The organism is Ohessyouella blattaphilus (assembly GCF_024721265.1).
GTDB classification, from domain to species: Bacteria; Bacillota; Clostridia; order Lachnospirales; family Lachnospiraceae; genus Aequitasia; species Aequitasia blattaphilus_A.
On sequence record NZ_JAMXOC010000019.1, the window covers coordinates 16,883 to 33,123 of the forward strand.

Sequence of the window (16,241 nt, forward strand, 5' to 3'; positions counted from 1 at the left end):
GTTGCTGATGATAATGCTCCATTGACTATGGTTGGGGCATGAATTATGATTAGAACATAACGATGGAAAAGAGGTTTTAGGAAATGGATACTCTGATGAAAGATCCGTTTTATAAAATACATAAAGTTAATCCTGCTCAGTATGAACATATCGATCTCTTGAGTTTGAATTTTTCTGTTCGGCTATCTAGACGCCTACAAGAAAAGGGTGTGTCAAACCTTGCTGAGCTACTAGAATGTTCCCCGAAGGAACTTTCTGAAATAAGGGGGTTTGGGCAAGGGTGTTTTGATGAACTTGACAGCCTTTTTAAGAAACTAACAAAAGACGGCTTTGACCAAGGAGATAATAAGTTTGTTATTAACAACGAAGTTATTCTGGCTTGGGATAATATTAAAAAGGGAACTTTTTCTTTTAAGGATTTATCATCGGCTAGACTAGAACCAACAATTTCTTATTTAGTAGAGGGAATAAAACAAGTTGATAGGGAGCTAGTAGATAAAGTAGAGGGCGATAAAGAGAATATATTACACATTATTGAAGCACTTGAGTTACATTATAAGAAGTATGAAGCGGATCATTTAGCAGATAAGTATATTATGTCTTTACCAAAGGAAAGATTGCAGGTTAAAGCGCACATACTCATAAAAGCATTTTCAAGATCAGCTGAAACTCATGATGCCTTAATAGGATTGCTAAATGAGGATGAGGATACACTACAAAACTATATTAGAAGCAATAATAAGAAATTAATTGAAGGCAACAACATACTCTTATCTTTTGTCAATTGGTGTAAATATAATGTGCAAAATGAAATAGATAAGTTTTTTTCACAGTTGTTTGAAAATGATAGACTTAAATATATTTTAGGGAAAAGAGCGAGAGGAGAGACGCTTGAGCAGGTTGGCCTAGACATGCAGGTTACAAGGGAACGTGTGAGACAAATAGAAAAAAAGGGAAGCAAGAAATTTGTCCCGTGGGTAATAGGTAACAAAATTGTAAGTAAGCTGTTTATCGATGCAAAATCAGAGTTGTCAATATCATCAGAACTTCTAAAAAGCAGTATTAATATGTATGGAGAAGAGTTTATCTATCTTCTAAAGGCTAATAAGGTGGATGATGTTATTCATGATAAAGAATTGGATATGTTTGTGCTTAATGACAGCTCATTGGTAGAGCGTGTACAGGATTTTGTTGACGAATTGCCTGAGACATTTAATGAAAGAAAACTAGAGACGTTTTTAAAGGAAGCTGTAGAACTCTTTGCTTTTCCAGAAGATATGGTTTTATCAGTTATTGACACGCGTTATAAAAAGACAGGAGATATGTTCCATAGGTCTAGGCTAACGTTAAGAAAAATGTATGCACTGGTATTAAGTAAATATTATCCTCTGGGAATGCATGTATACGACGAGATGGAACTGACTAAGTTTAGGCAATATGTTTTTGAAGAATGTGGAGTAGAAATAACACAGAGCAATAGAGCGGTTAGCGCGATATTAGGGGAAGTGGGTATACTTTGTGATAGGGGAACATATAGAGCAAAGGAACAGTCATATATCTCCAAGGGGCTCGCTAAAAGAATATATAACTATGTGGAAGGCGGAGAATATCCAGTATACATGATGAATGTTCTTTTCAGTATTTTTGAAGATGACCTAATACGTGAGGGCATTGATAATAAATATTACTTGCAAGGTATTTTACATGAGTTGTATGGAGACAAATGGCAATTTAGGCGAGACTATGTTTCGAGAGACACCGAGTTTACATCTTTTTATGTAGGAATAATACAATTTATAAAGGACTCAAAATATCCAGTCAGTAAGAGGGATATATTTGCTGCTTTTCCGGGATTGACAGAAATAGTATTAAATATGGCTACTAACGATAAAGAGATTATTAACTTGTTTGGAGAGTATTGGCATAGCAGCTATTTAATAATATCAGAAAACGATAAGCAATATCTAAAGAGCGTAGTTGAACAGCATCTACTCATAAAGTCAGTATGTCATTGTAAAGAAATTTTTGGGTATATTAACAGAGATTATCCTTCACTTCTGTCTAATAATAATATAAAGACGGCCTTCTCGCTATACAGTCTTCTAGAATATTATTTTGAAGAGGACTACAATTTTTCAAGACCTTTTATTGCTTGGAAAAATACTAAAATAGAGAGAACTGGCGAATTAATGCGAGAAATGGTAGTAGAGTCGGACGAGCTAGAGATTTCGGAAATTAGTTCATTTGCAAGGGAACAGCACTTTCAGCTCACGAGCATATTGGATTTTATTGATTCTTGCAATGAGACTCATTTACTTGTAAACAGAGAGAAGATAATGCGAATCAGTGATGTTGGTATTGAAGAAAAAGATGTTCACGACTTGGAAGATAATATATTAAAATCTTTGGATGGTACTATGCCGATTTCTGAACTTAGGTTTGATAGCGCATTGCCTAAGATAAACATAAAATGGACGGACTGGCTTGTTTATAGTGTCATAAAGAAGTGGTCGGAAAAATTGGAAACAAGACCATCAGCAACGCAATTTCGCAACGCAGTTCCAATGGTTTCACGTATTGGTGAATTCGATACCACAGAAGCAGAAAAGTATTCACCTGAAAATGTTGGTGCGCTGGTAATAGCAGATGATTTAAATAATATTGATGACTTAATTGGTGAGTACATTGCAGAAGAGTTAGGAGATATTGATGAATTATAAGGATCTAAATATAGCACATAGTTATATTAGCCAGGGCGATAATAATATAGTCGATGCTTTTCTTAATCCAGTATTAAAATATACAAAAGAATATAAGCGAAGTGTTGGTTTTTTTTCATCAGGAGTATTCGAGGCAATTGCAGATGGAATTATTGGTCTCGCTAAAAATCATGGTTCAATGAAATTGATTGCTAGTCCTCAGTTATCGGAAGAGGATGCCAAAGCAATTAATTTAGGATATGAGCATAGAAATCAACTAGTGGAGGATTTGTTTAGCAAAGACTTTGTCGAGCAGCTAGAAGGGTTAAGCGATGTTAGATTAAAAATGCTATATGAGTTGATTAAAGATGGAGTGTTGGACATCAAAATTGCCATAGTTTCCACTACCGGAATTTACCACGACAAGCTGGGGATAATGAAAGATATAGACGATAATAAAATCGCCTTTTTTGGATCACCTAATTCTAGTTATAGTGGATATAGATCAAATTATGAGAAAATTAGGATTTCAAAAGGATGGGAAGAGGGATCTCGGGAGGTTGTTGAAGAAGAGGAGGCCGAGTTTGATAACCTTTGGGAAAATAATAATAAGTTCGTTGAAGTACTCGAGTATACGGAAACAGCGAAAGAAAGCATAATTAAAGTAATTGAAAAGCGCAGAGGTGCTATACTTTCACCTATAAAGCTAAGAGACTATCAAGAACAGGCGATTGCAGCATGGAAAGCCAATAATTATCATGGATTTTATGTTATGGCTACAGGTACCGGGAAAACATGGACCGCAATATATTCAGCAAAAGAATTAGTAAAAGAACATCCATGTATGATAGTGATATGTGCACCATATAAACACTTGGTTAAGCAATGGTCAGAGGATGTGGATAGTGCGTTCCCGGAATCAACTATAATATTGGTGTCTTCAGAGAATCCAGGATGGAATAAGCAAATATCAGACGCTGTGATAAAAGCTAAATATGATAGTAAACAACAGATAATTATTATATCGACGATAATGTCTTTCAATATGGAAAAGTTTGTGAATTCCATAAAAAAATATGAGGGTGAAAGACTGTTAATTGTTGATGAAGCGCATCGCTTTACAAAGAGATCAGAGGAATTAAAAACATTATACAAATATATGCTTGGACTAAGCGCAACTCCCTTTAGCGGAAGCTCCGCGGAAAAAGGGAAAGAGCTGATGGAGTTTTTTGGAGGGCAAGTTTTCGACTTGCCAATTGAGGATGCGCTCGAGAGGAAGTATTTAGTTCCTTACTACTATTATCCTATATATGTTAATTCAAATGCCGAAGAAGAAAACAAATTTAATTATCAGTCAAGAGTTATCGCCTCCTGTTTTAGAGGAGGTAAGTGTATTGATCCAGATAAATTAGTTATTGCATTAAGAAATAGACTAAGGATAATATCTATGGCTGAGGAGAAACAAACAAGAATTGATGAAATTATTGGTGACGTATCAGAAAGAGATCACTTTGTTGTATATTGTGGTGATGGTAAATTATTTAACGAATCAACAGGTGAAGAAATTAGACATATAAATGCAGTTAAGCAAGTTTTATCTCGTCACGAGTTTAAACCAAGTCAGTTTACGGCAAGGGAGAATATCCAGGAGCGTATGGATTTAGTAGATTCATTTAACAAAGGAGAAATATCAGCATTGGCAGCAATTAGATGTTTAGATGAAGGTATTAATATTCCGTCAATTAAGAGCGCACTTATTCTTTCAAGCAATGATGACTATAGAGAATTTGTGCAAAGGAGAGGTAGAATTCTAAGACTATATGAGGGAAAAGAATATGCAAAAATATATGACGTTGTTGTATTACCTAGCGAGGCGTCGACACAATGGGCCGCTATTGAACTTAGAAGGTTTCTAGAGTATGGGCGACTGTCCCTTAACTGGGATGAGTTAGAAGTGGACTTTAAGTCGTTATTAATGAGATATGGTATAACGGAAAATGAAGTAGATGTCTATGATTATGAGGAAACGGAGGTTGAAGAAGATGAGTAAGAGTAGTGACGAAATTGTAGATGAGATGATTGTGTTTATCGAAAAAGAAGAGAAAGATCTGCAAGCTGCTAAGCGAGCAAATGAGAAAGGCACACGCACAGACATAGTAAATAGAATATTACAAAAACTTGATACGGAGATGGGCGATGAAAATTAAAACTATTGAATACGAGAACTTTCGAAATTTTAAAGATTATGGGAAAATAAAATGTTCAACTGACGGAAGGCTTACAGTAGTATACGGGAAAAATGGAGATGGAAAGACAACGCTTCATCAGCTATTCCAGTGGGTTTTTTACGGACAAATAAAATTTAATAAAACTACGACAGATACTCTGTATAATCTAGCTCTTAACGATGAAAAAAATTATGAGGACAGGTTTGACGTTTGGGGGAGAATTGAATTTGAACATGATGGATCAAATTATTCTTTGACACGTACGCACACATACAAAAAGGGAATTGACAGTACAGATAAAATCTCCGAGGACTTTTCACTTCAAAAGGAGGATAATGAATTTAACTGGAAGAGAGTGGATAGGCCAAACGAAGCAGTTGAAAGAATGTTACCTAGCGGATTAGCAGAATATTTCTTTTTTGATGGAGAAAGCATGATTGCAGATCTTAGGGTAAAGGGACGAGATTCAGCTAGTAAGTTGAGAAAAGCAATCTACTCAATGTTTGATTTAGATATAGTTGAGTCCGCGTTAGGGCATATAGGAAAGGCGGACTTAAAGTCTACTGTTATTGGAAAATTATATATTAGTAAGGGAACAACTGTTTCAAGTGGAAGCGATATTTCATCTAAAATGACGAATATTGAGATGTCTCAAAACAAAATAGAAAAGGCAAAAGAAGATATCGCAAAAGAAGAAAATGAAAGAAAGAAACAAAAACAGACAATTAACGAGATATCTGAAAAGATAGGAAGTACCAAATCAAAAGAGGAGTATGAGGAAAAAAGACAAAAATATGTAAAGGAAAGAGACGCTTTTATAGAAAAGACAAAAGAAGATATGCAAGCGTTTGGAAATACCATTATTGAAAAGTATCCTCAAATAATTATTTCCAAAGTAGTCAATGATGCAAAAAATAAGCTTAAGTTAAAAGTAGATAGCGAGAGGCTTCCAGAAGGGGTAAACAAGCGACTAATCACATATCTATCTAGTATGAATACCAAAAAATGTATATGTGGTAACACGCTGGGAGTGGCTGAAAGAAGTCGTATAAAGCGCTATCAAGAAATGCTACCTCCATTATCATATTCGAGCACATATCAAGACTTTAAAAAAACTGTAGAGCGGTGGAAAACAGACTATGATAAAGATGAATTAGAAAGTAAAATAAGGGCCGTTATTTCGGATCAGGAATTTGCACATAACAGGGATAGGGACATTATTAATTTAGATGAGGAAGAAAAAAAATCTGGTGATATCGAAGATTTAATTATTGCGCGTCAGGAGGCTACGGATAAAGTAACTGAATTAGATGAGTCCTTATCAGCAAGAAAAGGTCTATTGGATAAACTAAATCTATTTCTCAAACAGGAAATGAAAAAGTTTGATGAACTAACAGAAAAAAATGAAGCAAGCCAAAAGGCATCTGCAAAAATAGAGATAATGGAATTAGTTGCACAGGTGTTTACGAATAAGCTTAATATTGCGGCAGAGGAGTACAGCAAAAAACTACAGGGGACAATTCAGAATTTGTTGGATGTAATGCTAACTAGTAAACGTAAAGTCTCTGTTTCTTCAGACTTCACTGTAAGAGTTACAGATAGTTATAATGACGAATCGAAATCAGAAGGGCAGTTCGCAGTGGTTTCTTTTGCGTATATAGGCGGAATCCTTAAGATGATTAGAGAAAACGAAGATTTGAAAGAAAAAGAATTTCCGCTGGTGTTAGATGGCCCCTTTTCGAAATTAGATGCAGATCAGCGTCAAAACGTGGTGGATATGTTGCCGGAGCTAGCGTCACAAGTTATTGTTTTTTCTAAGGATGATTTACATGACGTACTTAAAGAAGATTATGTTGGCAATATCTATACCATCACTAGTAATGAAGAAAAAAACATAGCACAAGTTGAGGAGGGAAAACTGTGGACATAACGTCAGATATAAGATTAAAGGGTAAAGCCTGGGAACAGGCGATTTCTGAGTTGTCGGATATATTTGTCACAAGAACAAATTATAGCCTTTTTATGCTCAGCTTAGCGATAGGCATAATGTATGATAAGAGAATACCTTCTCTCGACGAAGATGGAGATGAAAACAGAAGCGTGCCAAGGAATGTAATTAACACTCATGATAACGGCAAATTGGATTTTTTCTTCCAAGCTGCAATATTATCAACAACAACAGAAGATAAGAAAGAGGATGAGAGGTTAGAGCTTGCCTTTGGTGATGAAAAAACAGAGTTTAACAAAGTTAATTTTCTTCTTCAGTTTGCAAATTATGGGGTCACAAAGTTAGTTGAGTTGATCGGGGATACACCTTTAGAAACGATGGAAAAGATAAAGAATTTTTTAGTTACCTCCATAGAGGGTAATAACTTTGAGATTGATGAATTAATGTTGGAGGAAATGGAAATATCAGAAGATGATTTATAGTCGATCTGATTGACACGAAGCACCTACTTAAGTATACTACTTAAGTAGGTGCGAATTATATGTGGAGGTCCCATGAATTATAGTCTAAAATTCCCGGTAGTAAAAGGTGTGCAAGCAAAAAAAGAGTATTATATTGCTATGGTTCCATTGAGAATGCTAACTCGCTTATTCCCTGAAGACGAGTATGTATTACCGGAATATAGAGCTCAGAGAAGGCTTAATGAATCACGAATTCCTCAAATAAAAAAATATATTATAGAAAATATGGATTCGTATGTGTTTTCTGCATTAGCGGCATCAATTGATGGAAATTTTACATATATACCGGGAGAGCAAGAAGATACAGGTATTTTGGAAGTTGATATGGATGCGAAATTTCTAATAAATGACGGCCAGCACAGGAAGGCGGCTATACAAGCGGCTCTTGAAGAAAATGAGGAGTTGGGTACAGAGACAATCTCAGTTGTTTTTTATGAAGACAGAGGGTTGTCGCGCAGCCAGCAAATGTTCACAGACCTAAATAAGCATGCGGTAAAAACATCTAATTCGATAGCAGAGTTATATGATTCAAGAGATGAGCTAGCGGTTATTACGCGAGAGGTTATTTCTCGAGTTCCATTTTTAAACGAATATGTAGATAAGGAAAAAGATAATCTAGGTAAGTTTTCTTCATCGCTTTTTACGCTCAATACAATTTATAACACAAATAAAAAAATGTTAAGCAGGAATTCGTGTGAACAAAGATTTAAAGGATTTCTTTTGAGTTTTTGGGAAGCGGTGGTTGAGTATATGCCCCCGTGGCGTGAATTTAGAGCAAAGGAAATTAGCAAAAGAGAGTTAAGGGAAAAGTACATAGCGACACAAGCGGTAATATTATATGCACTTGGCCGAGTTGGTTCATTTTTATATGATAATCCGGAGTTTAAGATTGAGAGTTATATACCTAAAATCACGGAAATTGACTGGAAAAGAAACGCAGATGATTGGTTGCTTAGAGTAATAAGGAGTAATGGACGTATTCTAAATAACGCAGATGCTATTCTTTTGGCGAACAATTATATTAAGAAAAAGATAGGGTTACCATTATGTAAAGAAGAGAAGGCGGCTGAGGAAAAATTTTTAAATACGATGAAGAGGTCATAAATGGGAAATGAGAAGAAATCAACATTAAGCAAAGCAAAGCAAACCACTACTTTAACAAGAGATACGGTTGAGGGTCTAATGTCTACTGTAAGAAATTTATATCTAGCAGACGACATTCCTTGGGTTATTGGATACTCTGGAGGCAAGGATAGTACTGCGACATTACAGTTGGTATGGTTATCACTAAGAGAAATCCCAGAGGAACAACGTACAAAGACTATACATATTATCAATACAGATACAATGGTTGAATCACCTGTAATTGAAAAGTGGGTTGAAAGGTCTTTGAAAATTATGGATGAGGCAGCGGAAAAGGAAGGCCTCCCATTTGTAACACATAAATTAACACCAGACCTAAACAATACTTTTTGGGTTAACTTTTTGGGTCGTGGTTACCCATTTCCTAGAAAAAAATTAAGATGGTGTACAGATAGATTAAAGATTCAGCCAGTGAATACATTTGTAAAAAGAAAAATTGCAGAGCATGGTGAAATTATTCTTGTTTTAGGAACCCGTAAAGCAGAGAGTTCCAACAGAGCAAAAACCATGGCAAATTATGAAAAAAAGAGGGTTAGAGAGTTGCTAAGCCCAAACCCGACAATGGCAAACGAGCTAGTGTTTTCGCCATTGGAGGAATGGACGGACAATGATGTTTGGGTTTTCCTCATGCAATACAAAAATCCATGGGGATTTTCTAATAACGAGTTATTGACTCTATATAGAGGCGCGACTGCAGACAATGAGTGCCCTATGATGGTTGAAAAAGATTTGCCCAGTTGTGGAAAGAGTAGGTTTGGTTGCTGGGTGTGTACGATGGTCGAAAAAGATAAATCGATGGAGGCAATGATTGCCAATGACGGTGAAAAAGCATGGATGACACCGCTGCTTGAATTCCGAAATAAATTTGGGGATGAGGAAAACGACCGTGACCGTAGAAGCTTTAAGAAAATGCAAGGCTATCTTCAAGGGACATACGGCCGCTTACATCATGGACCGTATAAGAAAAAAGTACGCGAGGAATGGCTCGAAGAATTGCTTGAAATTCAAAAGAATATAAACGAAAATGGACCGGAGGAATTTAGAGATTTAGAGTTAATAACTATTCCAGAGTTAAGAAATATTCGAAGGATCTGGGTACGAGATAAACATGAATTCGACGATGCTTTGCCTAAAATATATGAAAGAGTAATGGGAGTGGCGTTTGAAGATGCAGAATGGATAGGCTCTGAGGCGTATGGACAAGAAGAGTGGAATTTGTTAAGCAAAATTTGCTCTAAGAAAGAACACAAGAATGAGGAGCAAGCGTTTGAGCTACTTTATAGTTTAATAGATATTGAAAATCAGTCAAATAGTTTGAACCAAAGGAAAGGCATTTTGGATTCGCTGGAAACGTGTATTAAGCATAACTTTTATAAAAACGAAGATGATGCAACAGAATATTATACTCGCCAGTTGGAAAGAAAGAAAACCATGGGCGGCAAATATAATGAGAAATTTTTTGCTCATATTCAAGAAGAAGGCGGAGAGTTTGAGGATGTTCCGGAAGAGGCAGAGGCAATAAATAGATGATAATAAGGAAACTAGAATTACATAATTTTGGTATTTATGCGGATACAAATATTTTTAAATTTGATGGCTCAGCACCTATTGTATTAATAGGTGGGATGAATGGACGAGGGAAAACCACATTTTTGGAAGCTGTTTTATTAGTATTGTACGGATCTAATTCATTTGCATACAGCGAGAGTTACTATACTTCCTACGGACAGTATTTGAAGTCTTTTGTGAATACCGCTGATAACACGTTGTTCACGTATGTGGAAATTGATTTTGTCTTAGAGGGAAATAGTGAAGAGACATATCGTGTAAAAAGAGAGTGGCATGGAGACAAGAAAAGAGTAACAGAAAAAATAAAAGTTTTCAAAAACAATGTGTTTAATCAGTTTCTAACTGACAATTGGGCAATGTTTATGGAAAATATTTTACCCAGCGCACTCTCAAGCTTTTTCTTTTTTGATGGTGAAAAGATTGCGGAACTAGCGGTTGAAAAAACAAGTAAGCAAATGAAAGAGTCGATTAAGCTTTTACTTGGTATTTCGGTATTAGACCTGTTAAAAAGCGACTTGAAAAGAATTGTAGGCAGAACAGCAAAAAATCAGATAAACAGTTCGGAAACAGAAGAAATTGAAAAGCTTCGTATGGAAAAAGATGAAGCCATCCAAAGGTTAGAGGACCTCGATATAGAAATAGATGAGTTGGTTGATAGAAAAATCGGTGCAGAGCAAAAGTTAGAAAAAAAAGAGCAAGAGTATATCGCTAAAGGCGGAGATATAGTCACTCAAAGACAAGCACTATTTCAAAAGAAGGCGGTGCTAGCGGAAAAAATACATGCCGGCAAGGAGCGACTTGTTCAGGATGCAGCATCTGACTTGCCACTTATTCTAGTGAAGGATCTCTTGGAGTCAGTAAGACAAAATGCGGAGATAGAGCATGAAGAAAAAATGCTTAAGATAGCACTGGATAAAATGAAAGGTTTATATGCAGATTTTGAAAAATCTATCGAAGACACTTCCACTGTAAAACAATTTATGAATTTTGTTGGGAATCAGACCGTAGAGAAGAGTCCGGTTGTTTCATTTGGGTTTTCTGATTCGGAACTATTAAAGTTGCAGGATTTATTAGACACAAAGCTGAATCAGACTCAGGGGGATATTATAAATAAGCAGATAGAGTTGAGAAAAGTTGAAAAGGAAATAGAACAACTGGATAATTATTTAGCTATTGATATTGACGAAAAAGTAATTGCGCGAATTTATAAAAGAATAAAGGAAATAGAACAGGAGATAATAGAAATTGATGTTCAAATAGCGCATAAAACTAGTATTAGGCAAACGTATAATGGAGAAGTAATTTCGTCAACATCTAATTTTAATAAAAGGGTAGAACATTTCCTAAAAAAAGTTGAAATTAATGACGATAGTGATCGCATTATACAATACTCACACATGGCGGAGACAATTTTAGAAGAGTATAAGCTAGAGCTACAAAAAGCTAAAATCGATGTGGTAGCTAAAACCATGACAGATTGTTATAAAAGGCTTGCAAGTAAGAAAAATCTGATTGATAAAATTAGTATGGATCCGGTGACCCTAGATTTAAGATACTTGAATAGTGATGGAATAGAAGTGGAGAAGTCGTCTTTATCCGCAGGAGAGAAGCAGTTAATGGTAATTGCTCTCTTATGGGCATTGGCACTATGTTCAAAAAAGAAATTACCAGTGATAATTGATACTCCTCTGTCTAGACTTGATTCTGCGCACAGGGCGGCCCTATGCAAAATATATTTCCCGAATGCAAGCGAACAAACAATAATATTATCAACAGATTCGGAAATAGATGAGCTACATTATTCAATAATGAAGGATAATATCGGCGACGAGTTTATACTAGAGTATGATGAAGACACAAAAGCGACGACTATTCGCAAAGGGTATTTTTTGGAGGATACTAGATGATTATTAAACAAATAAAGTTATCGAGCCAAGCTAAGGAGAAGTTATCAAGACTTAAGGGAAAAACCGGCATTAAGAATTGGAATGTGCTATGTCGCTGGGCTTTGTGTTTTTCTTTACGTGAAGATACAGTCCCAACAGATATCCCAATTAATTCTGATAGTAATGTAGAAATGTCGTGGTATACTTTTGCAGGCGAATATAGTGAATTGTATGATGCTTTGATTAAACAGTGGTGTATCAACAAGGAGATAGAAACAACCGAAGATAATTTGAGCAAATATTTTAAGCTACATTTAGAACGCGGGATTTCTTACTTAACAGGCACAAATTTTATAAAAAGTCTGGATGACCTACTTGGGTTAGTTATGGAGGCTTAGGATGAGTGTATATTTAGACGTAAATTCATCAGCTCCTATTGACGAAAGAGTATTGGAGTTCATGATTGAAATATATAAAGATGGTTATGGGAATGCAGATAGCAGAACTCATAATTATGGAGACAATGCGCGCAAAATAGTAGAGAACGCAAGGCGTCAAGTGGCGGAATTGCTTAATGTTGAAAGTGGAGAGATTTTTTTTACAAGCGGTGCAACAGAAAGTAATAATATTGCTATTCAAGGTATGAAAGCTTATGCGAAAAAAAATAAGAGAAATCATATAATTACAACAACTATAGAGCACAAGGCAATTTTAGAAACAATCAAAGAAATGGAGAAAGAAGGATTTGAAGTTGATTTTGTTGCCCCTGGAGAAGACGGTTCAGTAAGTGCAGAGGAGATTATTGGCTTAGTAAGAAAAGAGACGTTGCTTGTTAGTGTAATGCATGTCAATAACGAAACAGGTATTATTCAACCAGTAAAAGAAATTGGCAAAGAGTTAAGTGAAACTGATGTTTTTTTTCATGTAGATGCAACTCAAAGTGCTGGAAAATTAGTTGAAGAACTACAGGAACTAGATTACGATATGTTATCGTTAAGTGCTCATAAGCTTAATGGACCGCAGGGCGTCGGAGCTTTAGTGTTGCGGAAACAAAACTATACGTTACCACCAATTAAAGGAATAATGTATGGCGGACAACAAGAACATGGAATTCGACCAGGGACAATTCCTGTTGCACTTGTTGCCGGCCTAGGGGAAGCGTGTAAAATAGCAGCGGTAGAATACATAGGCAATAATGGAAGGTGTGCAGAATTAAAGAAAATATTAATGAACTGCTTGGAAGAATCAGGACTTGAGTACAAAATAAATGGTGATCCTGAAAAATGTATACATAATACAATTAATGTTGTTATTAGTGGAGTTTCTGCAGAGGCCCTGATGCTAGCCACTAAGGAATATTGTAGTATATCTAACGGTTCTGCATGCAATACTAAATCGTATGAGCCAAGTTATGTTTTAAAGGCAATGAAGGTGCCAATAGATGAAATTGAAAGCTCGATACGCATAAGTTGGGGGCCAAATATTGATTCTCGAAAAGTAGAAAAGCAATTTAAAAAAACATTGGAAGTAGCTAAAGGATTGGTCTTTTAGAGGGAATAAGGAATTAACTATGGCAGGATGAAAGCTTAAAAATGGAAATATCAGAGAGTCCAATGTAAGTGAAAGCAAACTATGGTCTATATTTAATTTTGTGTTTTCAGAGTCTAGTATGAAAAGGAATACATATAAATATGGTTTTATCAAAGCTATTCTAGATAATATATTTAATAGCAAAGAAATCCCAGAAGGATTTTATATTTCTTACTTAGAGCTGTTTTCTAAATTCGCAGAAAACTATTGGAATCTAGTTGCAAAGTACTCAATAAAGCAAATGAGAAGAGATAATAAGTCGGAGTATTCAAGAATAGAAGTGATTATAAACAATATGGTCAAGGGATCTAGTGAACTTTCGCAAATAGAATTTCATTCTTTAGAAAAATCTTTAAAGGATGAAATGATAAAGCAAGTTATGAAAGAGTGCAGCCGTACTGTACTAGGAGCACTTTATGAAGATTTTGAAGGGCTGGTGTATGGCTTTGACATTAAGGGAACCGGTATTACGATTTCACCATCTGCTTATATATATATAACCAGTCACAAGGTAGAGCTAGAGAAGTTAAATTATTATTCTTGGGCAAAATTTCTAGAGAAGATCAATAGTGATGAAGCTACAATACGTCTACTAGCGAAGTTGGAACTGGCAACACCTAAACGAAATAATTTAGCGAAATATAGGGAATATTTAAGAGATATTCAAGGAGAAAAAGACTGTTTTTATTGTGAGAAAGAGCTTTCTAAGACAGCTCACGTAGATCATTTTATTCCTTGGTCTTTTATAAAAGATGATAAAATATGGAACCTTGTATTGGCATGTCCAAGATGTAATATCATGAAGCGGGATAAGTTACCACCTCATGAATATATAAAAAAAATCATAAAAAGAAACGAGTTGCGAAGAAAGCAAAAAGAGAGCCCATTTATAGAGGAGTTTACATCATATAGAGTAAGGGAATTAGGTGAAATATGGCAACATGCCAGGAGAAGTGGATATAAGGAGATGAATAAGATTTAATACTTCGGCACTCCATATCCATATATGATTCCGCTCCCAACAGAATATGTCGCTTGCCTAACTGAATTATTATTATTACCCTCGACGGTGTAGACCATGCCATTTTCACACTTCTCAACGATGCCGACATGGTCGGTGACGCCGTCACCTTGCCAGTCGAAGAAGATAATGTCTCCAGGAGAAGGCGTGTAGGACCGCTCTTGCCATTGGCCTCTGTCCTTAAACCAATTCGCACCGTTAACGCAGCCGGCGAACTTAGGGATAATGCCACTTTCGATATATCCGCCTTGGTCGGCACACCAAGAGACGAAGCAGGCACACCATTCTACGCGACCGTTAAATCCATACCAGCTCCAAAAAGGTTGGCCGCCGGCATTTCCTAGTTGGGAGAGGGCAACTTGTGTGATAACTGTATTACCAATGCCTTGGTTGATATGTCCGTAAGGGTAATAGCGAAGGACATGAGCGACGTATTGCTTATCACCATAACCGGTCCAACCATTTTTAGTTGCCATCATATCGGAGAATTCAGCAGCATTAGCCACGGAATAGCCACCGTGGTTTTTTTGTGCCCATGAGATATAACCATTGCCAAAATTGTAGCCCTGAAGGGCAAGGCGGATATGATCCATGTCAACCGGGTTAGTAACACCAGCCGAAGAAAGACAACTGGCGAGATTCTGAATGCCGATATCGATAGAATATTCCGGATCAGTAATGCCATTAGGAGTCCTAGGATATTTAGTATTAAAGCCACTTTCAGAAGCTTGCATGGGGTCGTTTCCCTTGCCACCGGATTCTTGCATCATCACGGCTTTAATCAGTTCGGTATAATCCGGTATTCCATGATTTTTCGCATAGATCCTGATTATCGGTGTGTAAGCCTCAACTTCGGCGCTAATCGGAGTATAAGAATTGCTACTTGAATCACCAAAGACATAAAGCGCGGATCCAAAGAGACAAATAATAAGGATGACAATTACTGACACCCAACCGCCAGCTATAAGAAGAGACACCAATGACTTTATAGCGGCAACGGCAAGTTTAGCTCCGGCATAAGCCACCTGAGCAATCTTCTTTGCAACTTCCGTAACGGTCTTAGCGGCAGCTTTTACAGCTCTTGCACTTTGTTTGGCTGCCTGTTGAGTGGCTTGTTTGGTCTTGTAGGCGGTTTTGGCTGCGTGAGCAGAGGTTTTGACGGTGGATTTGCGAACCACCTTAAAACGTCGTTTTTGAGCCTTGGAAAGAGGCGACTTATTATGGTTACTCTCGCTACCGATTCCCATATTATGAAAACGACTGTCCAATTTCCCGTGCTTTACTTTGGAGCGGCGAAATTGATCCTTCGCGTGCCTCTGTTTTGCACCCTTTTTGCTATATTCTTGGAAGTCGATGGTCTGGGCATCTTTCCGGCTCTTAACTCTTTGTCGGTGGTCAGAAGCTCGTCGCAGTAGTGTTTCAGCACCTTGTTTGCCTTGAGAGGCAAGGTCATTTCCTAGTTCGCTTAAGTGATTAGTAGCATATTCATCAGAGGATTGTTCTGTAGGTGTATCAAATTCCTTTTGGTAACGCCTAGATTTATCATAGAGACTTTGCATCCGGTTAATAGTTTGGGGACTTTTATTTAAGGACTTAATGTCTTTTTTAACATCACGAGTCTTGATTTTACTCAAGG

General features: G+C 36.6%; 12 protein-coding genes. 11 read left to right on the forward strand and 1 reads right to left on the reverse strand.

The window, feature by feature from the left end:
• Positions 1 to 83: 83 nt before the first annotated feature.
• The 11 genes from NHH16_RS11575 (at position 84) to NHH16_RS11625 (ending at position 14,566) form a co-directional block, all read left to right on the forward strand.
• Positions 84 to 2,720, forward strand: a complete 2,637-nt coding sequence (locus NHH16_RS11575) for a DNA-directed RNA polymerase subunit alpha C-terminal domain-containing protein (protein WP_262069765.1) — start codon at positions 84 to 86, stop codon at positions 2,718 to 2,720.
• Positions 2,710 to 4,749, forward strand: a complete 2,040-nt coding sequence (locus NHH16_RS11580) for a DEAD/DEAH box helicase family protein (protein WP_262069766.1) — start codon at positions 2,710 to 2,712, stop codon at positions 4,747 to 4,749. The genes NHH16_RS11575 and NHH16_RS11580 overlap by 11 nt, the downstream gene beginning before the upstream one ends.
• Complete coding sequence (locus NHH16_RS11585) at positions 4,742 to 4,906, forward strand: hypothetical protein (protein WP_262069767.1); 165 nt, start codon at positions 4,742 to 4,744, stop codon at positions 4,904 to 4,906. The genes NHH16_RS11580 and NHH16_RS11585 overlap by 8 nt, the downstream gene beginning before the upstream one ends.
• Positions 4,896 to 6,857, forward strand: coding sequence for an AAA family ATPase (locus NHH16_RS11590; RefSeq protein WP_262069768.1), 1,962 nt, complete (start codon positions 4,896 to 4,898; stop codon positions 6,855 to 6,857). Before NHH16_RS11585 ends, NHH16_RS11590 begins: the two co-directional genes overlap by 11 nt.
• Positions 6,848 to 7,357: a hypothetical protein gene (locus NHH16_RS11595; protein ID WP_262069769.1), complete on the forward strand. Its 510-nt coding sequence runs from the start codon at positions 6,848 to 6,850 to the stop codon at positions 7,355 to 7,357. Before NHH16_RS11590 ends, NHH16_RS11595 begins: the two co-directional genes overlap by 10 nt.
• A gap of 72 nt (positions 7,358 to 7,429) precedes the next feature.
• Positions 7,430 to 8,500 (forward strand): DNA sulfur modification protein DndB, encoded by a 1,071-nt coding sequence (gene dndB, locus NHH16_RS11600; RefSeq protein ID WP_262069770.1) that lies wholly within the window; start codon positions 7,430 to 7,432, stop codon positions 8,498 to 8,500.
• Positions 8,501 to 10,069, forward strand: coding sequence for a DNA phosphorothioation system sulfurtransferase DndC (gene dndC, locus NHH16_RS11605; protein ID WP_262069771.1), 1,569 nt, complete (start codon positions 8,501 to 8,503; stop codon positions 10,067 to 10,069). It abuts the gene before it with no gap.
• The gene (dndD, locus tag NHH16_RS11610; RefSeq protein WP_262069772.1) at positions 10,066 to 12,015 is read left to right on the forward strand and encodes a DNA sulfur modification protein DndD; all 1,950 of its coding nucleotides are present in this window, start codon (positions 10,066 to 10,068) and stop codon (positions 12,013 to 12,015) included. The genes dndC and dndD overlap by 4 nt, the downstream gene beginning before the upstream one ends.
• The gene (dndE, locus tag NHH16_RS11615; protein ID WP_262069773.1) at positions 12,012 to 12,392 is read left to right on the forward strand and encodes a DNA sulfur modification protein DndE; all 381 of its coding nucleotides are present in this window, start codon (positions 12,012 to 12,014) and stop codon (positions 12,390 to 12,392) included. Before dndD ends, dndE begins: the two co-directional genes overlap by 4 nt.
• 1 nt (position 12,393) lies before the next feature.
• A complete protein-coding gene (locus tag NHH16_RS11620; RefSeq protein ID WP_262069774.1) occupies positions 12,394 to 13,545 on the forward strand; it encodes a cysteine desulfurase family protein in 1,152 nt (383 codons plus the stop codon).
• Between the two features lie 118 nt (positions 13,546 to 13,663).
• Entirely contained in the window at positions 13,664 to 14,566 is a 903-nt protein-coding gene (locus NHH16_RS11625; RefSeq protein ID WP_262069775.1) for an HNH endonuclease domain-containing protein, read from the forward strand.
• On the opposite strand, the gene NHH16_RS11630 is transcribed toward NHH16_RS11625, so the two are convergent.
• Positions 14,563 to 16,239, reverse strand: coding sequence for a lysozyme family protein (locus NHH16_RS11630; protein WP_262069776.1), 1,677 nt, complete (start codon positions 16,237 to 16,239; stop codon positions 14,563 to 14,565). The genes NHH16_RS11625 and NHH16_RS11630 overlap by 4 nt on opposite strands.
• Positions 16,240 to 16,241 lie beyond the last annotated feature (2 nt).

Coding starts and splice junctions, on each gene's coding strand:
- NHH16_RS11625 (WP_262069775.1), top strand. CDS start 13,664: ATGAAAAGGAATACATATAAATATGGTTTTATCAAAGCTATTCTAGAT.
- NHH16_RS11585 (WP_262069767.1), top strand. CDS start 4,742: ATGAGTAAGAGTAGTGACGAAATTGTAGATGAGATGATTGTGTTTATC.
- dndD (WP_262069772.1), top strand. CDS start 10,066: ATGATAATAAGGAAACTAGAATTACATAATTTTGGTATTTATGCGGAT.
- NHH16_RS11590 (WP_262069768.1), top strand. CDS start 4,896: ATGAAAATTAAAACTATTGAATACGAGAACTTTCGAAATTTTAAAGAT.
- dndE (WP_262069773.1), top strand. CDS start 12,012: ATGATTATTAAACAAATAAAGTTATCGAGCCAAGCTAAGGAGAAGTTA.
- NHH16_RS11620 (WP_262069774.1), top strand. CDS start 12,394: ATGAGTGTATATTTAGACGTAAATTCATCAGCTCCTATTGACGAAAGA.
- dndB (WP_262069770.1), top strand. CDS start 7,430: ATGAATTATAGTCTAAAATTCCCGGTAGTAAAAGGTGTGCAAGCAAAA.
- NHH16_RS11580 (WP_262069766.1), top strand. CDS start 2,710: ATGAATTATAAGGATCTAAATATAGCACATAGTTATATTAGCCAGGGC.
- NHH16_RS11575 (WP_262069765.1), top strand. CDS start 84: ATGGATACTCTGATGAAAGATCCGTTTTATAAAATACATAAAGTTAAT.
- dndC (WP_262069771.1), top strand. CDS start 8,501: ATGGGAAATGAGAAGAAATCAACATTAAGCAAAGCAAAGCAAACCACT.